Annotated in this window: 25 protein-coding genes; 8 read left to right on the forward strand and 17 right to left on the reverse strand. The window is 60.2% G+C overall.

The genetic code is table 11. The features are described from left to right. Positions 1–38 precede the first annotated feature (38 nt). From KJP30_RS14035 to KJP30_RS14075, 9 genes are read right to left on the reverse strand one after another with little or no spacing between them, the layout of a single operon-like run. Positions 39–548: a flagellar basal body-associated FliL family protein gene (locus tag KJP30_RS14035; RefSeq protein WP_218449886.1), complete on the reverse strand. Its 510-nt coding sequence runs from the start codon at positions 546–548 to the stop codon at positions 39–41. Between the two features lie 9 nt (positions 549–557). Beyond that, positions 558–1,286, reverse strand: a complete 729-nt coding sequence (flgH, locus tag KJP30_RS14040) for a flagellar basal body L-ring protein FlgH (protein WP_224874206.1) — start codon at positions 1,284–1,286, stop codon at positions 558–560. 8 nt (positions 1,287–1,294) lie between these two features. Beyond that, the gene (gene flgA / locus KJP30_RS14045; protein WP_218449888.1) at positions 1,295–1,708 is read right to left on the reverse strand and encodes a flagellar basal body P-ring formation chaperone FlgA; all 414 of its coding nucleotides are present in this window, start codon (positions 1,706–1,708) and stop codon (positions 1,295–1,297) included. Beyond that, on the reverse strand, positions 1,708–2,493 hold the full coding sequence (gene flgG / locus KJP30_RS14050) for a flagellar basal-body rod protein FlgG (RefSeq protein ID WP_218449889.1): 786 nt from the start codon (positions 2,491–2,493) through the stop codon (positions 1,708–1,710). The genes flgA and flgG overlap by 1 nt, the downstream gene beginning before the upstream one ends. Positions 2,494–2,504: 11 nt before the next feature. Further along, complete coding sequence (locus tag KJP30_RS14055; RefSeq protein WP_218449890.1) at positions 2,505–3,218, reverse strand: flagellar hook-basal body complex protein; 714 nt, start codon at positions 3,216–3,218, stop codon at positions 2,505–2,507. Between the two features lies 1 nt (position 3,219). Then, entirely contained in the window at positions 3,220–3,489 is a 270-nt protein-coding gene (locus KJP30_RS14060; RefSeq protein ID WP_218449891.1) for a flagellar biosynthetic protein FliQ, read from the reverse strand. A 4-nt stretch (positions 3,490–3,493) separates the two neighbouring features. Beyond that, positions 3,494–3,790 (reverse strand): flagellar hook-basal body complex protein FliE, encoded by a 297-nt coding sequence (gene fliE / locus KJP30_RS14065; RefSeq protein WP_218449892.1) that lies wholly within the window; start codon positions 3,788–3,790, stop codon positions 3,494–3,496. Positions 3,791–3,821: 31 nt separating this feature from the next. Continuing rightward, entirely contained in the window at positions 3,822–4,211 is a 390-nt protein-coding gene (gene flgC, locus KJP30_RS14070) for a flagellar basal body rod protein FlgC (protein WP_218449893.1), read from the reverse strand. A 12-nt stretch (positions 4,212–4,223) separates the two neighbouring features. Then, positions 4,224–4,601: a FlgB family protein gene (locus KJP30_RS14075; RefSeq protein WP_218449894.1), complete on the reverse strand. Its 378-nt coding sequence runs from the start codon at positions 4,599–4,601 to the stop codon at positions 4,224–4,226. Between the two features lie 84 nt (positions 4,602–4,685). Here KJP30_RS14075 and KJP30_RS14080 point away from each other — a divergent pair, with 84 nt between their 5' ends. Next, positions 4,686–6,053, forward strand: a complete 1,368-nt coding sequence (locus tag KJP30_RS14080; RefSeq protein ID WP_218449895.1) for a FliI/YscN family ATPase — start codon at positions 4,686–4,688, stop codon at positions 6,051–6,053. A gap of 4 nt (positions 6,054–6,057) precedes the next feature. Here the strand turns inward: KJP30_RS14080 and KJP30_RS14085 are convergent, their stop codons facing one another. From KJP30_RS14085 to KJP30_RS14110, 6 genes are all read right to left on the reverse strand, one after another. Next, entirely contained in the window at positions 6,058–7,266 is a 1,209-nt protein-coding gene (locus KJP30_RS14085) for a DUF1217 domain-containing protein (protein WP_246594498.1), read from the reverse strand. Positions 7,267–7,275: 9 nt separating this feature from the next. Beyond that, positions 7,276–7,689, reverse strand: coding sequence for a flagellar biosynthesis repressor FlbT (flbT, locus tag KJP30_RS14090; RefSeq protein WP_218449896.1), 414 nt, complete (start codon positions 7,687–7,689; stop codon positions 7,276–7,278). Next, the gene (gene flaF, locus KJP30_RS14095; protein WP_218449897.1) at positions 7,686–8,063 is read right to left on the reverse strand and encodes a flagellar biosynthesis regulator FlaF; all 378 of its coding nucleotides are present in this window, start codon (positions 8,061–8,063) and stop codon (positions 7,686–7,688) included. Before flaF ends, flbT begins: the two co-directional genes overlap by 4 nt. A gap of 76 nt (positions 8,064–8,139) precedes the next feature. Beyond that, complete coding sequence (locus KJP30_RS14100; protein ID WP_218449898.1) at positions 8,140–9,450, reverse strand: flagellin N-terminal helical domain-containing protein; 1,311 nt, start codon at positions 9,448–9,450, stop codon at positions 8,140–8,142. A gap of 199 nt (positions 9,451–9,649) precedes the next feature. Next, entirely contained in the window at positions 9,650–9,997 is a 348-nt protein-coding gene (locus tag KJP30_RS14105) for a flagellar protein FlgN (protein WP_218449899.1), read from the reverse strand. After that, complete coding sequence (locus KJP30_RS14110; protein ID WP_218449900.1) at positions 9,990–10,259, reverse strand: rod-binding protein; 270 nt, start codon at positions 10,257–10,259, stop codon at positions 9,990–9,992. The genes KJP30_RS14105 and KJP30_RS14110 overlap by 8 nt, the downstream gene beginning before the upstream one ends. A 111-nt stretch (positions 10,260–10,370) precedes the next feature. Here KJP30_RS14110 and KJP30_RS14115 point away from each other — a divergent pair, with 111 nt between their 5' ends. The 3 genes from KJP30_RS14115 (at position 10,371) to KJP30_RS14125 (ending at position 13,945) form a co-directional block, all read left to right on the forward strand. Beyond that, positions 10,371–12,653: a flagellar hook-length control protein FliK gene (locus KJP30_RS14115; RefSeq protein WP_218449901.1), complete on the forward strand. Its 2,283-nt coding sequence runs from the start codon at positions 10,371–10,373 to the stop codon at positions 12,651–12,653. A gap of 8 nt (positions 12,654–12,661) precedes the next feature. Next, a complete protein-coding gene (locus tag KJP30_RS14120; RefSeq protein WP_218449902.1) occupies positions 12,662–13,339 on the forward strand; it encodes a flagellar hook capping FlgD N-terminal domain-containing protein in 678 nt (225 codons plus the stop codon). A 420-nt stretch (positions 13,340–13,759) separates the two neighbouring features. Then, entirely contained in the window at positions 13,760–13,945 is a 186-nt protein-coding gene (locus KJP30_RS14125; protein ID WP_218449903.1) for a hypothetical protein, read from the forward strand. A gap of 90 nt (positions 13,946–14,035) precedes the next feature. Here the strand turns inward: KJP30_RS14125 and ubiB are convergent, their stop codons facing one another. Together ubiB and ubiE are read right to left on the reverse strand one after the other, a co-directional pair. Further along, positions 14,036–15,568: a 2-polyprenylphenol 6-hydroxylase gene (gene ubiB, locus KJP30_RS14130; protein ID WP_218449904.1), complete on the reverse strand. Its 1,533-nt coding sequence runs from the start codon at positions 15,566–15,568 to the stop codon at positions 14,036–14,038. 1 nt (position 15,569) lies between these two features. Further along, complete coding sequence (gene ubiE, locus KJP30_RS14135; RefSeq protein WP_218449905.1) at positions 15,570–16,322, reverse strand: bifunctional demethylmenaquinone methyltransferase/2-methoxy-6-polyprenyl-1,4-benzoquinol methylase UbiE; 753 nt, start codon at positions 16,320–16,322, stop codon at positions 15,570–15,572. 76 nt (positions 16,323–16,398) lie between these two features. On the opposite strand from ubiE, the gene mutM reads away from it, so the two are divergent. The 4 genes from mutM to dnaA all read left to right on the forward strand — a co-directional run bounded on the left by mutM (position 16,399) and on the right by dnaA (position 20,445). Then, the gene (gene mutM / locus KJP30_RS14140; protein WP_218449906.1) at positions 16,399–17,250 is read left to right on the forward strand and encodes a bifunctional DNA-formamidopyrimidine glycosylase/DNA-(apurinic or apyrimidinic site) lyase; all 852 of its coding nucleotides are present in this window, start codon (positions 16,399–16,401) and stop codon (positions 17,248–17,250) included. Between the two features lie 64 nt (positions 17,251–17,314). Continuing rightward, positions 17,315–18,091 carry an acryloyl-CoA hydratase gene (acuK, locus tag KJP30_RS14145; RefSeq protein ID WP_218450169.1) on the forward strand — a complete coding sequence of 259 codons (777 nt, stop codon included), beginning with the start codon at positions 17,315–17,317 and terminating at the stop codon, positions 18,089–18,091. Between the two features lie 231 nt (positions 18,092–18,322). Next, on the forward strand, positions 18,323–18,586 hold the full coding sequence (gene rpsT, locus KJP30_RS14150) for a 30S ribosomal protein S20 (protein WP_218449907.1): 264 nt from the start codon (positions 18,323–18,325) through the stop codon (positions 18,584–18,586). Positions 18,587–19,071: 485 nt separating this feature from the next. Then, entirely contained in the window at positions 19,072–20,445 is a 1,374-nt protein-coding gene (dnaA, locus tag KJP30_RS14155; RefSeq protein WP_218449908.1) for a chromosomal replication initiator protein DnaA, read from the forward strand. The last annotated feature ends 48 nt before the right edge of the window (positions 20,446–20,493 follow it).

Consider the following 20,493-nt stretch of genomic DNA (forward strand, 5'->3'; position numbering starts at 1 on the left):
ACGGGCGGCCTTTGCATTTGCAGTTCGGAGCTCAGTTGTCAGGCTGCATCCTGCCGGGCGATTTCTGTGATCAGGACGTCCTTGACGTCAGCGCCAAGCACCGATCGTGCGGCATCCAACAGGGCAGAGCGCAGGATTTCCATACGGTTGCCGGCTGTAAAAGGACCGTCAAAGCCGCCAATGTTGGCGTGATCAAACAGGACTTGCAAAAACACGTCGCGCAGCTTTGGTTCACGTGCGTAGACAACCTGACTTGCGCCGCTGCCCACCTCGACGCTGAGCGAGGCGACCACCAAAGCCTCGACCCGCCGTTCGCCCATGATCGGGATCACGAACTGGTTGTTCAGTTTGACGTATTCATTGCCTTCGGCCTTGTGATCGTCCGCGTGATCGGCATCGGAGTAGGTCTTTTCCGCATGTCCATCGTCATGTTCTTCGACTGCCGCAACCGGGGGCTTGTCCTTGGTGGGCACCATGACAAGCCCTGCGGCAACACCGGCACCGGTGCCGACAAGCGCGAGGATTACGGGAAGCAGTTTCTTCAACATCGGTCCGCCTCAGAACGGCAGGATCACATCCAGCACCTGCTGGCCGACCCTTGGTTGCTGAACATCGCTGATATGGCCACGGCCGCCGTAAGAAATCCGCGCAGAAGCGATCTTGTCATAGGTGATCTCGTTCTGGCGCGAGATGTCTTCGGGGCGGACATAGCCGGTGACAAGCAACTCACGCAGTTCAAAGTTCACCCGCACCTCTTGGCTGCCCTTGATCGCCAAGACACCGTTGGGCAGCACGTCAACCACCGTGGCGGCGACCCTCAGGGTCAGGCTTTCGCTGCGCCGAACCGAGCCGTCCCCGCTGGAATCGCTGGAGGATTTGATCGACACCGCGTCATCCAGACTGGCCCCGTCTGTGATGCCTTGGTTCACACGTTGCGGAATGCCGAACAGATGCGGGATGCCAAGGCTTTCCGAACCAGAACGCGACCGGGAGGTCTTGTTCTTGATCTCGGCGCTTTCGTCGATTTCGATCACGACGGTCATGATGTCACCACGCTTGACGGCACGCCGGTCGCCCAGAAGCGAGGTCTTGCCGCCGCTCCAGAGCGAGGCCTTGTCGACACCGCGTTTCGTTGCCCCGTCCTGGGGCAGGCCAGAGGCGATCATAGCAACCCTTTCGGGGCTGCTGGTATCGGGGGTGAAATCAGGGGCCTTGCCGATGTGATCCACCCGCGCGCAGGCGGTTGCCATGAGGGCGAGCCCGATCAGCCCGAGGTTTCGCAGCATTTTTGTCCTCATTTGTTCACCAGGATAGAGCCATTGGACGTGATCGTGCCGAACAGCACGGTGCGGGAATCCACGTTCATCACGCGGATTCGTTCGCCAGCCGCACCGCGGCCCAAGGCGCGGCCTTCGGCCTTGATGCGCAGCCCGCCGTGGGCATAGACCAGTTCGACCGCCTGGTTTCGGTCGACCAAGGCGGGTGCCCCAACCGCACCGCGCATGACGGCGCGGCCGGGATAGATCGCAGTGCGGGCTTCCTGCCCGATCACCGCATCCAAGAGCGTGTGGGCGCCGGTGACATTGCCTGGGTCCAGACGCACCGCATCTGCGGTGATGATCTGTTGCGGGCGGATCGTCTGCGTGGCGATGACCGCGTCGGCCGTCGCCGCAACCGGCACAAGGGCAAGGAAGACCAACCAGCGCATCAGCGGACCTGCGCCGTGGCGCCCAGCATCTGATCTGCGGCAGAGATGACCTTGGAGTTCAGTTCATAGCCGCGCTGGGCTGCGATCAGCTCGGTGATTTCCCGAACGGCATCCACGGTGCTGCCTTCCAGATAACCCTGACGCACGGTGCCCAACCCGTCCTGACCCGGGGTCGATTGCAGCGCGGGGCCCGACGCCTCGGTTTCCAGAAACAGGTTCGACCCGATCGCTTCCAACCCCTTGGGGTTCGAAAAGCCCGCCATGGTGAACTGGCCCAGCAACTGCCCCTCGGGGTCGTCAAGGAAATAGGCATAGACCTCGCCATCGGCGTTGATCGAAATGCTGCGCGCATCCGCCGGGATCACGATCTCGGGCGAGACGGGATAGCCTTCGGAGGTCACGATCAACCCTTCTCCGCTGCGCTTCAAACCGCCGTCGCGGGTATAGGCCAGCTGACCCGAAGGCAGCGTGATCTCGAAATAGCCGCCGCCTTCGATGGCTAGGTCCAGATCACCACCCGTCGCGGAAAGCGCGCCTTGTTCAAGCTGCATCGAAACGGCGGCGGGGCGGACCCCAAGGCCAAGCTGAATCCCGGTTGGCAGGACGGTGCCATCGGCGGCGCTGACCGTTCCGGCGCGCGCCATCTGTTGATAGTGCAGATCGGCAAATTCGGCCCTGCGGGCGTTGTAGCCGGTGGTGCTCATGTTCGAGAGGTTGTTCGAAATGACTTCGACCCGCATCTGCTGCGCGGTCATGCCTGTTGCGGCAATCTGGAGGGCTCGCATTCTGTCGGCTCCTATTTGATCATGTTCTTCAGAGCGCCGCGGATGCGTTCATCCTCGCGCTCCATAAAGCTCTGGCCCAGTTCATAGGCGCGCTGGACTTCGACCATGCGGGCAACTTGCAGGATCGGATCCACGTTCGATGCCTCGACAAACCCCTGCATGACGCGCGGTTCCTCCACCGGTTCGAAACCGGCATCGCTGCGGAACATCAAACCGCCTTCGCGAACCATTCCTTTGGGGTCCAGTGGTCGCACGATGCCGACGCGACCGATTGGCCGACCTTCGCTGCTGATCGTCCCGTCGCGGGCAACGGCAAGATCAAGTGCTTGAGGCGGAACAAAAATCGGCGCACCGCTTTCGTCCAGAACCGCGTCGCCGTCAGTGGTGACCAACGTGCCTTCGGCGTTGGGGGTAAAGGCACCGGCCCGTGTCAGGCGCTGTCCCTGTGCGGTTTCCACAAGGAAGAAACCATCACCTTCGATGGCGAGATCGTACAACCCGCCTGTCTGTTCCAGAGTGCCTTGCTTGAAGGACGTCGTGCCGATCCGACCGGCACCCATGGCAACCGCGGCCATGCCGTCACCCTTGGCCACGTATTCCGAGAAGATCATGCCTTCCTGCCGGAATCCGGTGGTATTGGCATTGGCGATATTGTTGGCGATGACCTGCATCTCGCGCATCAGGCTGGTCTGGCGCGACAGGGCGGCGTAGCCGGCGGTTTCCATGTCAGCCTCCGGTGATTAGGGGAATGATCTGCCCTTGGAAAAACTCCACGAGCGTTCGGGTCATGAAACTCATCGAGATCCAGAAAACCGCGACAATGGCCAAGAGCTTTGGCACGAAGGTCAGCGTCATCTCCTGAATCGAGGTGAGCGCCTGAAAGAGGCCGACGCTGACACCCGCGATCAAGGCCGCCGAAAGGATCGGAACCGACGTGATCGTGGCGATCCAAAGACCCATCCGCAGGGTGTCGAAAAAGATGACCTCGTTCATCATGGCGTCAGACCGGCATCCGCAGGATTTCCTGGTAGGCCTCGACGACCTTGTCACGTACCGCGACAACGGTTTCCACGGCCAGTTCGGATTGGGCCAAAGCCTCGACCAGCGCATGGGGGTCGGCGTCACCGGTCATCGCGACTTTGGCGGTTTCCTCGGCGTGACGCAGCTGATCGGTGAATTCCTCCGTGACGCGGGCGAATTCCTTTTCAATCGGTGCAGCCGCCGGTTCCGGATCTGGCTGCATGGCGGGGCGAGAGGCCGCGTATTTCTGCGCGGCATACAGCGAACGGACATCCATTCTGGTTTCCTTTCACAAATGAATCAGAGGGTTATCGGCGCAATAGATCCATGAGACTGCTCGACATCTGGCGTGTTTGGTCGAACATCTTCAGGTTCGCCTCGTAAGAGCGTTGGGCTTCGCGGGCATCGGCGATCTCGATCACAAGGTCGACGTTGGAACCAAGGTAGTTGCCGGTCTCATCGGCCAACGGATGCGATGGATCGTGGATCACCTCCAGATCGCTGCGGTCCAGCCGGACATCGCCGGGTTTGACCCCGGTGACATCCGTGCCAGTCGGCGTGACTTCGAAAGGCACGGTCTTGCGCCGGTATCCGGGCGTGTCGACGTTGGCGATATTCTCGGACAGGATGCGCAGGCGCGCCGCCTGAGCCTGCATCCCGGTTGTGGTGACTTTCAGTGCGTTTGAAAAATCGCTCATCTCGTGCTCCGATTATCCGCGGCCAAGGCTGGCGCGCAAAATGCTGAGGTTGCTGCGATAAATGGCCAGGGCCCGGTCGTGTTCGCGCTTGGCGCCCACCGCTTTGACCATCTCCTGTTCCAGCGAGACGGTGTTGCCGTTCGGGTCCAGCACCTCGCGCCGTTCGGAAATATCCGCTGTCCGGCCCATGCTGCCGTTCAGGTGCTTGTCACGGGTCGCACGCTGACCCATCAACGGGTTGCGCAACGTTTCCTTGAAGTCCGGCAAATCGCGGGCCCGGTAACCGGGTGTATCCGCGTTTGCGATATTCTGTGCGCTGAAGGCCTGTTTTGTGCCTGCATGCCGCGCCATGGCCATCGCCGTTCTGAAGACGTCCAGATTCTGGAACATCGGGGCTTCTCCCTCGATTGCTTCAATCAAGGCTTAACCGTGATTCCTTTAGAAACGGTTTGCGGAGAATGAACGGAGCGCACGATGGATGAAGACATCAGCGGCCTGCGGGCCCGGATCGCCCAAATGCAACCGGTGCGCGCCGTGGGGCGCGTACATGCGGTCGACGGCACCATCATCTGGGTGCGCGGCCTTGCCGAAAGCGCCTGTATCGGCGATCGGCTACGCCTGATGCACCCCGGGCACGTTCTGGGCGGAGAGGTCTTGCGCATTCGCGATGACCTTGTCGCCATGTTGCCGGATGAGGCCGCAGATGGTGTGTCGCGCGGGGATCGGGTTGCCGTGCTGGGTCCGCCGACCCTTGCACCCTGTGACAGTTGGATCGGTCGGGTGATCGACGCCTATGGCCGCCCGTTGGATGGCGCGCCGATTGGACCGGGCAGGCATCGGCGGCCTTTCCGTGCCAGCCCGCCGCCCGCGGCCGCCCGGGGTCGGCTTGGAGAACGTCTGGGAACCGGACTTGCCGTTTTTGATACGCTTTTGCCCATCGTCCAAGGGCAACGGATCGGGCTTTTCGCCGGCTCCGGTGTCGGCAAGTCCCGGTTGTTGGCGCAATTGGCACAAGGGATGGACGCAGATGTCGTCGTTCTGGCGCTGGTCGGGGAACGCGGTCGCGAAGTGCTTGATTTCGTGACAAGTGTTCTGGGGCCAGAGGGAATGGCCCGCAGCGTGGTCGTGGCTGCGACCTCTGATCGCTCGCCACTGGAACGGCGGCGGTGCCCCCTGGCGGCGATGACCATCGCTGAACATTTTCGGGATCAGGGCAAACATGTTCTCTATCTTGCCGATTCCATCACCCGTTTTGCCGAGGCGCACCGCGAAGTTGCCATCGCTTCTGGCGAATTGCCGGCGCTGCGTGGACACCCGCCCTCGGTTGCGCATCAGATCATGCGCCTTGCCGAAAGGGCAGGGCCCGGTTTGAACGGGACCGGCGATATCACGGCGGTGTTCAGCGTCTTGGTCGCAGGCTCTGACATGGATGAACCGGTGGCGGATATCTTGCGTGGCGTTCTGGATGGGCACGTCGTTCTTGATCGCCAAATCGCCGAGCGTGGGCGTTTTCCGGCCATCGATCTGCTAAGATCGGTGTCGCGCAGTTTGCCCGAGGCGGCGAAGGACCATGAAAATGATATGATCCAAAGGGTGCGCGGATTGATGGGGGCCTATGCACGGTCGGAAACCATGGTGCGTGCCGGGCTCTATCGAGAGGGAGAGGATCCGCTGTTGGATCAGGCAATGCGGGTCTGGCCAGAGCTGGATGGGTTTCTGGCCGAGAAGTCGCCGGACGGCCCAACCGGAGCTTTTCAAAAGCTCGAATTGATCCTTCGGCGCAGTAACGCGGCCCCGGCCCGCCGTCCGGCGCCCGGCCGCGCTGTCGGACAAGCGAGGTGATCCGCTACGACCGCCCGATATTGATGGAGGACAGCAAGGTCAGCGCGACCTGGTTCGACGCGGTTCCGGCGGTCTGCGAGACCTGAGACTGAAGCAGGTAGCTGTGGATCACCTTGTTCAGGATTTCCGGGTTTTCCAGATCGGAAAACTCGGTGATCCCGAACCGGCTCTCGGCCTTTTCGGTGAGGATTTCCAACTGCTTGTCCAGATCGATCTGGCTAAACGCGGTAGGCAGGCCAAGCGCGGTCTGAAAAACGTCGCGCATCATTGTGTCACCAAGGACATTGTACCATTTGGTCGTGTTGGAGGATGACAATGCGGCGAGGCTGGGCGCGGCGCGCTGAAAGCTGAGCGCCGTTCCGATGGCGGGGTCGACGTTGCTGACCGCCTCTTCGAACAACTGCCATTGATGACTATCAATAATGTCCGAGGAAAAATCGTTTGCCTGAAGCGCGGTCGTCGGCTCGGTATCGAAACCGAATGCGCGGGACAATTCCCCAAGCCCCTTGTCCCCAAGGACATTGGCCAAGGCACCGGGGCCGCGGCCACCGTCCTCCAGAGCCTGTTTCAGCAGCGCCTTGCTGTTGATCCGGCTTTCGGCACCAAAAGCGCCAAGCGCAACCTTCAGAAGGTCGTCATCCGCAAGGAAATCATCGACCGATTCGACGGCGCCGATATTCTCTTCGAAATAGGCCTTGGTCGTTTCCAGAACCGCAAGCGTCTGCTCTTCCAGCGCGGCGGCGGCGGCTGGATCCGCAAGATACTCGGGTTCCGCCAACAAGGCATTCAGATCTGCGCGGACCTTGGTGTCATAGGCTGCGGTTATCCCTTCTGCAAAGCCTTCTTGCTGAAAGGGATAGTTGACCACCTCTGAAAAATCGAAGGCACTGGCCAATGCCACGTACCGTCCGTCATTCAGCGTATTGGCAAGCGCGGTTTCATCCTCCGCGCCTTCGTTCAACACCCGTTTGATCAAGTAAGTGCTGTCTACCTGATCAGAGAGACCAAAGGCAGAAAGCGCGACATTGAGCAGGCGCCGATCATCGACAAGTTCGTCGCCCGAGGTGATGGTTCCGATCTTCTCGGCGAAATACTCTGTGTCGCGCGCGATTTCCGCACTGGCGTTGAAGGCGGTTCTCTGGGTCGACAAGGTCGATTGCAGAACCTGCCAGCCCACAAGCCCAGAGCCGGTGATCATCGGGGTGATGGCCATGGCGCGCTCCTACTGCTGAGGGACCGGCCCGGAGGCCAGCAGGCGATCTTCACGCGGAATCAAGGCACGCAGCGCCTTGAGACATTGATAGAATTGGTCGCCAAGCAAAGCTTCCGTCGCCTGTGTCAGCAGGCGGCGGCTGTCCGCATCCACGAGGATCTGACTCAATTCCTCGATACGGGGCAGCAATTGCCGCCGCGCCTCATCGGCGTCGGCATCCCCGGTCAGAATCAGTTGTGCGTGATAGCAAAGCCGCCGAACCGGTGTCTTGGCCTCTTCGGGATGGATTGCATCCCGCAGGCGAAGGACATTGGCATTTGGCGTCACGATGGACAGGCGGCTGCGGCGGTCACCGTTTTCGATGACCGCACCGTTGATCAGCACGCGTTCGCGCGGGCCGAGTTTCAGGACAAGTCCACTCATTTCTGTGTGCTCCTGCCGCTCAATCCTTTCAGGATCGCGGCGTTGATTTCCAGAAGCGGTCTGATGCGGGCCTTTTTCGACAGAACCTGCGACGTGTGATGTTGCACGAATTCAGCAAGATAGAAGATGCGTGCGCGCAGTTCGGCTGGCAGGCCGTTTTCGCTATCGGCGACGTCGACGGCAAGGGCGGTCCAGAGTCGTTGATTGTCATAAAGCGCTTCGACCAGGCGAGGATAGGCGCGTGGGCCAGCCTCGGCTGCGGCCTTGATACGATGTGTAACCTTGGCGATCAGTTCGTATTCCGTGCCGCGCGGTGTCTGGGTCGAGCGGGCATTCTGGGCATAGGCCCGTTGTGCAAGAGTCTGGGCGTTCACTTCAGAACCTTCTGGTTATGAGGATCAGGGATTGGGATCCGGGGGCCGATTTTTCGGCCCCCGGTTGTGTGCCGGATTACCGGAACAGCGAGAGCAGGGACTGCGGTGCCTGGTTGGCGATCGAAAGCGCCTGGACACCCAGCTGCTGCTGAACTTGCAGGGCCTGCAGTCGGGCCGATGCTTCTTCCATGTCGGCGTCGACAAGGGTGCCGATGCCGGATTTCAGGGCGTCTGTCAGGCTGCTGACAAAATCAGCCTGGGTCTCGATGCGGCCCTGAGCGGAACCGAAAGCTGCGGCCGAGTCGATGGCGGTCTGGATCAGACCTTCGATCTCGGTCAGAGCGGCGTCGACACCCGATTGGGTGGTGACGTCGATGTTGGACAGTTCCTCAAGACGACCGCCGATGGTGGTGTCAGCTGCTGCGAACTCTTCGGTGAAGAGCGTGAAGGTATCAGCAGCTGCACCGGTGGCCGCGGTGATCTCGATCGCGTTGCCGTTGGCGGTAGCCACCGGGTTTGTCGCGTTGTCACCCAGTTGTTCGGTCACGTAGGTGTTGAACTTGTCTGCCAGAGCCGATGCAACATCCGCAGCGGTGTCACCGTCACGTGCCACATAGGTGATGTCGCCATCCGACGTGTCCAACAGGTTGTCCAGCGCACCGCCGTCAGCGGAGATTACCAGCTGAAAGCCCGAGCCGGCTGCCACTGCTTCGGTTGCGGACGAACCGAAGGTGACGGCGTCGGTATCTGCGGTCGGAGCTGCTGCACCGGCATAGGCCGTTGCGGTCTGAGTCGCGGTACCACCCTGAGCGATGATGTCGGTCGCCGCCGTCACCGCGGTTGCGGTGAAATCGATCGACGAGGCATCGGTGCCCAGATCCTGCTTTGCAACCGTGATGTCCGACGCGGTCACGCCGCTTTCGGAACGGTCCAGCGAAGCGAGGACGTTGATGCTGCCGGAACCGGCGGCAGTGTCGGTGTTCGACAGCAGGTTCAGTCCGTTGAACTGAGCGGCGCCAACGACAGCCGAAATCTGGTTGCGCAGGGCGTCAATGTCGGTCTGGATCTTTTCCCGGTCGACGTTTTCCTCCTGTGCGGCGACGATCTTGCCCTTGATCTCGGTCAGCAGTTCAGTCGTGGTTTCCGCGGCCTGGCGGGCAACGGCGACGGTCGACTGGCCGAGGTTGAGGCTGTCGGAGATGCCCTTGAAGCCTTTGACATCGGCTTCCATCACCTTCGAGATCGCCCAGACGGCAGAGTTGTCCTTGGCGTTGGCCACGCTCTTGCCGGTCGAGATTTCCTTTTGCGTATCCGCGAGGCCGCTGTTGATCGACTTCAGGGTCTGAAGCGCCACCATGGCGCCGTTGTTCGTCAGGATGCTAGACATGGTTAGTCCTTGCTTTCAAAAGGCGCTTTGCGCCGGTTGCATTTGCCGTGAACGGCATCTCTGACGCCTTCTGACGTTTGCAGTCCGACCCCTTTGTCGGCCTGCGCCACCCGTCTTGGTGCGCCGCCAACTTGGCCTTTTGAATCCTAACGGAGCCCTAATCGCCCTCCTTCCAATCTGCTGGATTTGTTACAAATACTCAGGCGCGCCGTTCCAGCCGGTTTGCACCAGAGGTTCCAATGGTCTGACGGCGGCCACTGGCATCATAGGTGTCGGTGGCGCGACGCACGCGGTTAAGGTCGCCGATCCGGGCCGCGACATTGCGCAAACCGGCCATGGCTTGATCGAAAAGTTCCTGATTGCGCCGCAGGCCGTCACGAATTGGCGCGACCTCTTCGGCGTCCAGCGAACGATCAGCCAGATCCTCGGCAAGGCTTTGCTTTTCCTCCATCAAGTCTGCCAGGCGGTCGAAATCCCCGGCCAAAAGCGCGGCGCGTTCAGCTTCCAAAAGGATCGTCAGGCGTTTGGTGATTGGTTGTTCAGTCATTCACTCTCTCCTTGAGGGCGTTGAAAAGGGATTCGGCCAGACCGATTCCGCCGCTTTCGGCCATCTGTCGGGCCTGCTCCATCCGCATGAAGGACGCGAATTGATCCTCGCCCGTGCCGCCGCCGAAACCTTCGGGCGTTTCGCCTAGCTTGGCCGCCTTGAGCATTTCGGCAAGAAAGTTGGCCTCAAGTTCTTTTGCGGCTTCGCGCAGGACCTTGTCTTGGGGCGACGGCGTGGTTGCCAATGTCGTAGGAATTTCCATTCGGTTTATCTCCAATTCGACTCGCTGATCGTGATTTGGCCCGATCTCGGTAAAGAAGTGGTAAGGACCGGTGACCTAGGTTGCCCGGGTGGAAGAATTCCCGGAGCACGCATGCTGAGCCAATTGACAAGCCTGTTGGGCCTTGCCCCCGCGACACCAACTACGGAGTCCCGAAAGGACGGCCAAACCGATGTCGATTTTGCCAAGATCTTTGCCGATCTGGACGATGGTAAGCCCACGTTTTCAGAGTCTTCCGACGAACTTGCCGACGTCGACGTCGACGTCAAAGAACCGGATGCGGTTCCAGATGATGTTGATCCGGATGCCGGCCTGACCGAACCTGATTCGGACGTGGGTACTGGCGAAGTCGTTGAAGAACTGTCGGAGGGCTTAACTCAGGACGATCTTTTTCCGGAGGAGGATCTGGATTTTGACTTCCGCCCAATTGGGTTTGGCCGGGAAGACCGTTCGCCCGATGCTGATCGCGAGCTTGTGGTGGAGGAGAAACTGGTTGGAAAGCCCCACAATGCTCCCTCTGAAACTGACCCGGAATATGACGACGGAATCTTTGTGGATAAAGGCGGGTCGAAACGGGACATTCCAGAAGCAAAAATTCCCGAAAATATCGACCTTGGATTTTGGAAAAATAGCGTTTCCCTTATGCACGGGAGAAAAACAGAGAGTTCCGAAATAGTTCCCACCAAGGGCAATCCGCCCGTGACACCGGTTGACCTCAATTTGAAAGGGCCGGGCGTTCCAAATGAACCTAGTTTCGAACAGTTGGAGGCCAAGAGAGCTCTGCTGACTGCGGTCGCGGATCAATCACCGGACAAGGCATTGATCGTGAGCACAAAGCGGGACGCAGATGTTCTGCCAACCTTGGGGGCTTCGACCACAAAAACGCCTTCGGTGGATGAGTCTGCGGAGCTTGCGCAGGTTCTTCCGGGGCAGGGAAAATCGGCCTCGGGAACTCCCGAACGTGAGCGACAGGTTGGAAATATACCGCTGTTCACATCGCAAGCTTCGGATATCGCGCTGGGACGGTCGCAGCTTCGAACAAACAGGGGTTTTTCCGCTGCGTCTGATGCGCAGGTAAGTGTGAAACAAGGCGCGACCGCAGCTCCCGGTACGGACAGGTTGGCCGTTGCCGAAGCCCTTTTGCCGAAACAGGATAATATCCCGGCAACCCCTGCGCCGCAAATTGGATCGCCAAGCGCAGAGTGGCTTAAATCGGAACAAGCACAAAAGATCGTGGAAAATGTGGCCGCAGCCGTTACACCTGATGTCGAAGGGCTGCCCAAGCCTTCCACGGACCGGATTGAGGCGGCGCTCCGCAGTCTGAAGAAAACCGATCAGGTGCAAAAGCCCCCGACAGAACAGCCGGTGAAGGTCGCCGCCACCTTCGCCGAGCCCGAACCGGCAACTCCGGTCGCAAAGGCTGATGCACTTTCGGGGCAGATCTCTCTGGCCAAGGAATTGGCAGATCTTGATGGACGCGTCCAAGCTCGGCGTAGGGTCGCTGCTGACCCAACGGTGCAACTGGCCGCATCAGAACCGGATGCCAAGGTGCAAGCCTTGGCAGGTAAGGAAAAGCTGGACGCCGGGCAAATCCAGCTCAAAGGAGCGATCTTGGAAACCGCCGGTCGTACACCAGAGAGCAAACCGACTCTGGCGATTGGCGGGGATCAACCAAGACCAGCGCTTCAGCCGCTCGACGAAGCACCCATTGTTGATCGCCTGACTGCGGAGCCCCGGGTCGAGCGGGCGACACTTGCAAACACAATCCTCCCGGGAATGCCCCCTCGTGACGCTGTTTTCAATGCGGCCCGGACAACCGCGCCGCCCAAGAACGATGGCTTGGGTCTGTCGCTGGGCCCGGCGCGTGTCACATCGCCCTTCCTTGCGGACTTGGCCGATGAACCGGACATCGTTGAAACTGTAGCTGTGGTGGCAGGTGGGTCGTTGGCATCAACGTCTCAAGCATCGTCTGCGCTGCCGTCGGTCATACGTGCAGATCAGACGGCCATATTGCGCCAGGTGACAGAAGGAATGGCCAAGTTAGGCGAAGGTTCGGTCGAGATTCGACTTTCGCCCGAAGAGCTTGGCCAAGTCCGTATGCAGATGGTGCCCTCCGAAAACGGACTGTCCGTACATGTGAGCGCGGACCGACAGGAAACGCTGGACCTTTTGCGGCGCAACATCGACCAACTGGCAAAGGATCTGGCCGATGCAGGCTATGACGGGGCGACCTTTTCGTTCGGCGAAGAAGGAAGAGGTGAGGAACGTTCCGCGCCGCACGGTTCCCAGCTTGACCCTGTGACCACTGAAGACCAACCAATCGACCAGGTTCGACGCGCCACGGTGGCCGCCGAGGGTCTCGACCTTAGATTCTAGGATCAATCATGACAGAGATTTCTTCTCCCCAGCCTCTCTACAGCAGTCAAGGCAGTTCCGCGGCGGCCAAGGCCACCGATGACCAGGCTGTTCTGAGTTCGGATTTTGATACCTTCCTCAAGATGCTGACCGTGCAAGTACAGAATCAGGATCCGCTGAACCCGGTTGACTCGACGGATTATGCGACGCAGTTGGCGACGTTTTCCTCGGTCGAACAACAAGTTCTGACCAATGACCTGTTGCGGGAGGTCAGCGCCTCTTTGACGGGGAACGCCCTGCAAGAACTGAGCGGGTGGATCGGGATGGAGGCTCTGGTTCGCGCTCCGGTTCTGTTTACCGGAAACCCGGTTGCAGTCAGACCGGATATCGACCCGGACGCAGATGAGGCTCGTCTGATCGTCCGAGATGACAGTGGCGACGTCATCCAGCGGTTCGATCTCGACCTGACTCAGGATGAAGTCTATTGGCCGGGGACCGACGACAACGGCGATCCTCTGCCGCCCGGGATCTACCGGTTCGAAGTCGAAAGCTACAAGGATGAGGCCTTGCTGGACACGATCGTGGCACAGGCCTACAGCCGCGTGGCCGAAGTGCGCAAAGACGGCGAGGATCTTGTTCTTCGCATGGCGGACGGAACCGAGCTTGATCCCAATCAGATCGAGGCGTTGCGCACGCCCCTGTACTAAGCTTTCCCCGGTCGGGACGCACTGTCGACCCGACCGGTTCGGATTTTCGCTGCACCGCCAAAAAAGCGGTGATTCCGCGGGGAAAACGGCGCAACGGGACCTGTTTTGGGGCAATTTTGGCGAATCATTGCCGAAACGGGCAATACATCGGCAGTCCACGCCTGCGCCCGGAAAATGCACCTGCAAGCCATTGAATAATATGGATAGCTTGCCCATGTTGCCCAAGACGGACGTTCAGAATGTCGATCCCCAAGCGATGTGAAACTGCACCAATGTTGCGGAATAGACGCGCATTTGCGCAGGTGCAGCAATGATTTCCGGGGCGCTGGAGAATTGTCATTTGAACGGGAAACGGTTTGTGTGTACGTTTCAAGTGGTCGGGCGCGCTGCGTCCAAGCCTGTACAGATTTGGAGAAAACCATGAAAAAGCTTTCGATCATTGCTGCGGCCGCAGCGATCGCAGCTGCAGCAGCCGCTCCGGTGGCCGCTCAGGAAAACACCCAGGATCCGTTCGTTGCCACTCAGGGCATCGACGCTTTGCCGCTGGTTATCATCGGTGGTGTGGCAGCGATCATCGCGATTGCGGCGGCCTCGGGCACCGACTGAGTTTCAGTCACCAGAGTTTCTGCAAAACGGCGGCCTTCGGGTCGCCGTTTTCGTTTTGGAGCGCCGCCAAGGCCGCTTACAAATTCGGGCTCAACTTAGTGCCGCCGACGCCAATACAAGCGCTACACCCACGGCCGCGCCGATACCGGCCCAGATCACGCGTGTGGACCACGATTTGCCAAGTGGTGCCGGGGCAGGTTGCGACTGCCGGATCAGAGCCGCTTCGACCAACGCAGGCAGCCTTGGGCCAAAACGGGCCATGACAAGCGCGGTCTTCCACAAGTCTTGGGCCGCAGCCCGCGGACCAATGGAATCCTTGATGTAGGCTTCGACCACGGGGTGCGCGACTTTCCAGATGTTCATGCGGGGATCGAGCGACCGCGCCACGCCTTCGACGACGACCATGGTCCTTTGCAGCAGGATCAGTTCGGTGCGCGTTTCCATTCCGAACCGTTCCGTCACCTCAAAGAGATAGGCCAGCAGCTTGCCCATCGAAATCCGGGTCGCGTCCATCCCGAAGATCGGCTCGCCCACCGCGCGGAGCGCGCGGGCAAACTCATCCACGTCGCGGTCCGCCGGGACGTAGCCAGCCTCGAAATGCACCTCGGCCACGCGTTTGTAGTCACGCTGGATGAAACCAAAGAGGATCTCGGCATAGACCCGGCGGGTATATTCGTCGATATGCCCCATGATGCCGAAATCATAGGCAATGATGTTTCCGTCTGCGGCAACCTTGAGGTTGCCTTGATGCATGTCAGCGTGGAAATAGCCGTCGCGCAGAGCATGGTTCAGGAACAGTTGCAGAACTCTTTCCGACAGGGCGACGCGGTTGTGCCCCGCCGCGTCCAGCGCGGCGTTGTCACCCAGCGGAACGCCCTCGACCCATCCCATGGTCATCACACGGCGACCGGACCACGGCCATTTGATCTCGGGCAGGGCAAAGCCCTTGTCGTCCTTGGTGTTTGCGGCAAACTCGCTGGCGGCCGCCGATTCCAGCCGCAGGTCCAGCTCTCCCAGTACGACACCTTCGAAATGGGCAATCACGTCGCGCGGGCGCAGCCGCCGGGATGCGGGGGAAAGCACCTCGATCACGTTGGCCGCGAAATAGAACGCGTCGATGTCCTTGCGAAAGGCGCGTTCAATCCCGGGGCGCAGCACTTTGACGGCCACGATTTCTCCGGTGTCGGAGAGTTGCGCCTTGTGAACCTGGGCGATCGAAGCTGCGGCGACAGGCTCGCTGAAGCTGGAGAAAACCTGATCGACAGGCAAGCCCAGTTCCGCTTCGACCTCGCGTTTCGCGGCGGCAACGGGGAAGGGCGGCAGCTTGTCCTGAAGAACACGCAGTTCCTGCGCCATCTCATCGCCAACCACATCGGGGCGGGTTGACAGGATCTGCCCGAACTTGATGTAGGCTGGGCCAAGCGCGGTCAGCGCGCGCACGACCGGCGGCATCGACAGATCACCTTCGTCCCCAAGCCAGCGGAACGGCCAGCCAAGCACCCTTGCCGCGACCCGCAACGGAGCCGGCGCTTCGAGCGCGTCCAGCACGGCGCGCATCGCGCCGGTGCGTTCAAGAGTGGCTCCGGTGCGGATCAGTCGCCATATATTGTGCGGGCCGCGCATCTCAGATCTTCCAGCCCGAATGCAGGCAGGCCACCCCCATGGTCAGGTTGCGATACTTGGCGTTTTCGAACCCCGCGCCTTTGACCATGTCAAGAAAGGTGTCCTGATCGGGGAAGCGACGGATCGATTCCACAAGGTACTGATAGCTGTCCCGGTCTCCGGCGATGGCCTGCCCCATACGGGGGATGATGTTGAACGAATACAGGTCATAGGCCCATTGCATCAGGTCGTTCGGGATCTGGCTGAATTCCAGAACCATCAGGCGGCCACCGGGGCGCAACACGCGGTAGGCCTCGGCCAGGGCATCCTGCGGGCGGGTCACGTTTCGGATGCCGAAAGAGATTGTGTAGACGTCAAAGGTGTTGTCAGCGAAGGGCAGGGCCATCGCGTCGCCCACTACCCAGTCGAGTTGGTCGCCCATCGCGTCGGCTTCGGCGCGCTTTCGGCCTTCGACCAGCATCGGTTCGGTCAGGTCCAGCACCGTGGCATGTCCGTGCCCGGCTCGCTTGAGAAAGCGAAAAGAGATGTCACCGGTCCCGCCAGCCACGTCCAGCAGCCTTTGACCGGCCCGTGGCGCCAGCCAGTCCATCATCGCGTCTTTCCAGATGCGATGGATGCCAAAGGACATGGCGTCGTTCATCACGTCGTATTTGGAGGCGACCGACCGAAAGACGCCCTGGACCCGTCCGGCCTTTTCGCCTTCGGGAACTTCGGAGAATCCGAAATGCGTGGTTTTCCCGCTGTCTTCGCTCATGGGTCTTGCCGTCCTCGATTGTCTTGCCTTCTTATAGGGCGCCCCCCGGCCGATACAATGTGAAGGACCGCGCCCCATGCCCGAATTGCCCGAAGTCGAGACAGTCCGTCGCGGGCTGGCCCCGGTGATGGAAGGTCAGGTGATCGCCCAGGCCCGGGTCAATCGCCCGGATCTGCGATGGCCCTTCCCTGACGGTATGGCGGCAAGGCTGACGGGGGCGACGGTCGAACACCTGCGCCGTCGTTCGAAATACATCCTCGCCGATCTGTCCACGGGGGAGACCCTGCTGATCCATCTGGGAATGTCTGGCCGTATGCTGGTGTCAGGCGATCCTCTGGGACGGTTCGTGCATGATCATCCCGCGCCGGAAAAACACGATCACGTCATTCTGGACATGGGGCAGGGGGCACGGATCACCTTTAACGACCCGCGTCGTTTCGGGGCCATGGACCTGATGCCGACGGCAACCGCCGAAGCGCATCCGCTTTTGGCGGTTCTGGGGCCGGAGCCTTTGGGGAACGCCTTTGACGAATCCTACTTCGTGGCGGCACTGAAGGGGCGGCGCACGCCGATCAAGTCCGCCTTGCTGGATCAGAAACTGGTCGCCGGGCTGGGAAATATCTACGTCTGCGAGGCGCTTTTCCGGGCAGGAATCCATCCGGCACGCAAGGTCATCCAGATCGCGGACAAACGGCTGGCGGCGCTGGTTCCGGTGATCCGCGAGGTCTTGCAAGAGGCAATTGCGGCGGGCGGGTCCAGCCTCCGGGATTTCCGGCAAGCCGATGGAGAACTTGGATATTTTCAGCATAGCTTCGACGTATACGGGCGCGAGGGAGAGCCGTGCCGAACACCGGATTGCGGTGCTGTGGTGCGTCGGATCGTGCAATCGGGGCGGTCGTCTTTCTACTGTCCAAGCTGTCAAAGATAGCTTGAACCATATGAATGAAATGCTAAGGCTTGGCCTCTGACGGAACCGGATGGAGCCCCTGACCATGGCCTATGAGACGATCATCGTCGAAGTAGAAGACCACGTCGCGACTATCAAACTGAACCGCCCCGATGCGTTGAATGCCTTGAACTCCCAGCTTCTGGGTGAACTGTCCGAGGCGCTTGCCGACGCGGATCAGAACGACAAGGTGCGCTGCATCATCATCACCGGATCGGCCAAGGCCTTTGCCGCCGGTGCCGACATCAAGGAGATGTCGGAAAAGACCTATGTCGAAATGTTCCTGTCCGATTATTTCGGCCAGGAAAGCACCTCGATCAAGGCGACGCGCAAGCCGATCATCGCCGCGGTTGCGGGCTATGCGCTGGGCGGTGGCTGCGAACTTGCGATGATGTGCGATTTCATCATCGCGGCGGATACCGCCAAATTCGGCCAGCCCGAAATCAACCTTGGCGTCATCGCCGGTATCGGCGGCACGCAGCGCCTGACGCGTTTGATCGGCAAGTCCAAATCGATGGACATGAACCTGACCGGCCGCTTCATGGACGCCGAAGAAGCCGAACGTTCGGGTCTGGTCAGCCGGGTTGTCCCGGCCAAGCAACTGATGGAAGAGGCGCGCAACGCCGCCGAGAAGATCGCCGAGAAATCGATGATCTCGACCATCGCCTGCAAGGAAGCGGTCAACCGCGCCTATGAGACCACGCTGTCCGAGGGGCTTCTTTACGAACGCCGCCTTTTCCACGCGCTGTTCTCGACCGAAGACCAGAAAGAAGGCATGGCCGCCTTCGCGGAAAAACGGACGCCGCAATTCCGCGATCGCTAAGTCGGTTGCGGCGGTGCCGGGAAACCGGCGCTGCCGAATCCATAGGATGTCGGGCATTTGGCAGAAAACTCTTGCCCGGCTTTGGGTGCTCTTGTATAGGCGCCCGTCATACATGCGCGTGATGCCCGCTTTGGCAAGAATCGGTTCGGCACGGGATGCCGGCTTTGTCCGTGTCGCGCGCGTTTTTGGAATACGTAGACAGTCGACAGACAGAAAAGCAGGACCGATCACATGGCTAACTCGCCCCAGGCAAAGAAACGCGCCCGTCAGAACGAAAAACGCTTCGCCGTCAACAAGGCGCGCCGTTCGCGTATCCGCACCTATCTCCGCAAGGTCGAAGAGGCCATCGCATCGGGTGATCGCGAAGCCGCAACCGCCGCTCTGCGGGCCGCTGAGCCCGAGCTGATGCGCGGTGTTACCAAGGGTGTTTTCCACAAGAATACCGCCTCGCGGAAGGTTTCGCGCCTTGCCGCACGGGTCAAAGCGCTCGGCTAAGCCCGATCCGCATTTAGTGAGATTTGAAAAGGACGCTACTATATGTAGCGTCCTTTTTGCGTTTATAACTATTTGAACACACGCGGGATTCTTTTTGTCCGAAAGGCGAGTCAAGCAGTAGTTTCGGTTGCTGCCTCTTCCCGAAGATTGCTAATTTCAGCAGGCGAGTCAGACTCGCAGGGGGGACAAGGCTGCCGGTTGATCTGTACCGCGTGTGAGTACAGGAAAACCTGCTTGTCGAGGCGCGGGTGCGTTATTGATGAGTTATCGGGGCAAGACCCCGGCCATGTCCATGGGATAGTAAGTATTGGTCGCGTATCAGCGTGCCGAACGGGACAACCGGGGCGCTGATCGACCTACGATCAGGGGTCACTCCCCCACTCTTGCCTCAGGGCAGGGGGCGATCGTGCTGTTCCTCCTGCTGGTGTGGGTGCCGTCGGCGAAAAGCCGGCGTGGGGATTGAGGAACGAGGAAAAGAACGGCAGATGACCGAAGAGCAATGGGGGGCCTTGCAGGACCAGATCTGCAAGGCAATCGGGCAAAACAATCACAAGACCTGGATCAAACCGCTGCGATTTGCGGGATCGACGCCCGATGGCGTGGTCACGCTACAAGCGCCGACGAATTTCTTCAGCACCTATGTAAGCCAGAACTACGGCGACCAGTTGCTGGGGCATATCATGTCGATGTCCCCCAAGGTCCGTAAGCTGGACATCAAGGTTGCCGCTGCCATGCCCGAGGTCGAGGCGCAGGTTGCCCCGCAACCGGAAGAGCCGCGTGCCCCGCAGGCCCAGCCGCAACCGGCGGCGCGTGGCCAGATTCCCGGTGCGCCGCTCGATTCGCGGTTTACTTTTGATACCTTTGTCGTGGGCAAGCCGAACGAACTGGCCCATGCCGCGGCCAAACGCGTTGCCGAAGGCGGGCCAATCACCTTCAACCCGCTGTTCCTTTATGGTGGCGTCGGTCTGGGCAAGACGCACCTCATGCACGCGATCGCCTGGGAGCTGACCCAGCGGAATCCGCATCTGGCGGTGCTCTATCTTTCGGCGGAACAGTTCATGTATCGCTTTGTGCAGGCCCTGCGCGAACGCAAGATGATGGACTTCAAAGAGATGTTCCGCTCGGTCGACGTGTTGATGGTGGATGACGTTCAGTTCATCGCCGGCAAGGATTCGACGCAGGAAGAATTCTTTCACACGTTCAACGCGCTTGTGGACCAGAACAAGCAGATCATCATTTCCGCCGACCGCGCCCCGGATGAGATCAAGGATCTGGAAAACCGCATCCGCAGCCGCCTGCAATCGGGTCTTGTCGTCGATCTGCACCCCACGGATTACGAACTGCGCCTTGGTATCCTTCAGGCCAAGGTCGAAGGGTATCGCGCCCAGCATCCCGATCTTGTGATCGACGATGGCGTGTTGGAATTCCTTGCCCACCGGATCAGCACGAACGTCCGTGTTCTGGAAGGGGCCCTGACCCGTCTGTTCGCCTTTGCCTCGCTTGTGGGCAAGCCGATCAACATGGATCTGGTACAAGACAGCCTTGCCGATGTTCTGCGCGCGTCCGAACGCAAGATCTCGATCGACGAGATTCAGCGCAAGGTGGCTGAACACTACAACATTCGCCTCAGCGATATGATCGGGCCCAAGCGGGTGCGCAACTTTGCCCGTCCGCGTCAGGTGGCCATGTATCTGTGCAAACAGTTGACCTCGCGGTCTTTGCCAGAGATCGGGCGCCGTTTTGGTGGCCGTGACCACACGACGGTCATGCACGGTGTGCGTCGTATCGAAGAGTTGCGTCAGCAGGACGGGCAAATCGACGAGGATGTCGAAATGCTGCGGCGGGCGCTCGAAGCCTGAGGCGTGTGGAAAAAATGCGGCGCACCCGAACTGGTGCGCCGCAACGCC

It is taken from the genome of Antarctobacter sediminis (assembly GCF_019218285.1).
Classification (GTDB): Bacteria; Pseudomonadota; Alphaproteobacteria; order Rhodobacterales; family Rhodobacteraceae; genus Antarctobacter; species Antarctobacter sediminis.

What these genes read in the sequence shown, in the direction of transcription:
- flgH (WP_224874206.1), bottom strand. Translation starts at nt 1,286, where the DNA reads ATGCTGCGAAACCTCGGGCTGATCGGGCTCGCCCTCATGGCAACCGCC.
- KJP30_RS14125 (WP_218449903.1), top strand. Translation starts at nt 13,760, where the DNA reads ATGAAAAAGCTTTCGATCATTGCTGCGGCCGCAGCGATCGCAGCTGCA.
- KJP30_RS14060 (WP_218449891.1), bottom strand. Translation starts at nt 3,489, where the DNA reads ATGATGAACGAGGTCATCTTTTTCGACACCCTGCGGATGGGTCTTTGG.
- mutM (WP_218449906.1), top strand. Translation starts at nt 16,399, where the DNA reads ATGCCCGAATTGCCCGAAGTCGAGACAGTCCGTCGCGGGCTGGCCCCG.
- KJP30_RS14085 (WP_246594498.1), bottom strand. Translation starts at nt 7,266, where the DNA reads ATGGCCATCACCCCGATGATCACCGGCTCTGGGCTTGTGGGCTGGCAG.
- KJP30_RS14035 (WP_218449886.1), bottom strand. Translation starts at nt 548, where the DNA reads ATGTTGAAGAAACTGCTTCCCGTAATCCTCGCGCTTGTCGGCACCGGT.
- fliE (WP_218449892.1), bottom strand. Translation starts at nt 3,790, where the DNA reads ATGGATGTCCGTTCGCTGTATGCCGCGCAGAAATACGCGGCCTCTCGC.
- ubiE (WP_218449905.1), bottom strand. Translation starts at nt 16,322, where the DNA reads ATGAGCGAAGACAGCGGGAAAACCACGCATTTCGGATTCTCCGAAGTT.
- KJP30_RS14100 (WP_218449898.1), bottom strand. Translation starts at nt 9,450, where the DNA reads ATGTCTAGCATCCTGACGAACAACGGCGCCATGGTGGCGCTTCAGACC.
- dnaA (WP_218449908.1), top strand. Translation starts at nt 19,072, where the DNA reads ATGACCGAAGAGCAATGGGGGGCCTTGCAGGACCAGATCTGCAAGGCA.
- KJP30_RS14120 (WP_218449902.1), top strand. Translation starts at nt 12,662, where the DNA reads ATGACAGAGATTTCTTCTCCCCAGCCTCTCTACAGCAGTCAAGGCAGT.
- flbT (WP_218449896.1), bottom strand. Translation starts at nt 7,689, where the DNA reads ATGAGTGGACTTGTCCTGAAACTCGGCCCGCGCGAACGCGTGCTGATC.
- flgC (WP_218449893.1), bottom strand. Translation starts at nt 4,211, where the DNA reads ATGAGCGATTTTTCAAACGCACTGAAAGTCACCACAACCGGGATGCAG.
- KJP30_RS14080 (WP_218449895.1), top strand. Translation starts at nt 4,686, where the DNA reads ATGGATGAAGACATCAGCGGCCTGCGGGCCCGGATCGCCCAAATGCAA.
- acuK (WP_218450169.1), top strand. Translation starts at nt 17,315, where the DNA reads ATGGCCTATGAGACGATCATCGTCGAAGTAGAAGACCACGTCGCGACT.
- flgG (WP_218449889.1), bottom strand. Translation starts at nt 2,493, where the DNA reads ATGCGAGCCCTCCAGATTGCCGCAACAGGCATGACCGCGCAGCAGATG.
- KJP30_RS14055 (WP_218449890.1), bottom strand. Translation starts at nt 3,218, where the DNA reads ATGGAAACCGCCGGCTACGCCGCCCTGTCGCGCCAGACCAGCCTGATG.
- KJP30_RS14105 (WP_218449899.1), bottom strand. Translation starts at nt 9,997, where the DNA reads ATGACTGAACAACCAATCACCAAACGCCTGACGATCCTTTTGGAAGCT.
- flgA (WP_218449888.1), bottom strand. Translation starts at nt 1,708, where the DNA reads ATGCGCTGGTTGGTCTTCCTTGCCCTTGTGCCGGTTGCGGCGACGGCC.
- ubiB (WP_218449904.1), bottom strand. Translation starts at nt 15,568, where the DNA reads ATGCGCGGCCCGCACAATATATGGCGACTGATCCGCACCGGAGCCACT.
- KJP30_RS14115 (WP_218449901.1), top strand. Translation starts at nt 10,371, where the DNA reads ATGCTGAGCCAATTGACAAGCCTGTTGGGCCTTGCCCCCGCGACACCA.
- rpsT (WP_218449907.1), top strand. Translation starts at nt 18,323, where the DNA reads ATGGCTAACTCGCCCCAGGCAAAGAAACGCGCCCGTCAGAACGAAAAA.
- KJP30_RS14110 (WP_218449900.1), bottom strand. Translation starts at nt 10,259, where the DNA reads ATGGAAATTCCTACGACATTGGCAACCACGCCGTCGCCCCAAGACAAG.
- KJP30_RS14075 (WP_218449894.1), bottom strand. Translation starts at nt 4,601, where the DNA reads ATGTTCCAGAATCTGGACGTCTTCAGAACGGCGATGGCCATGGCGCGG.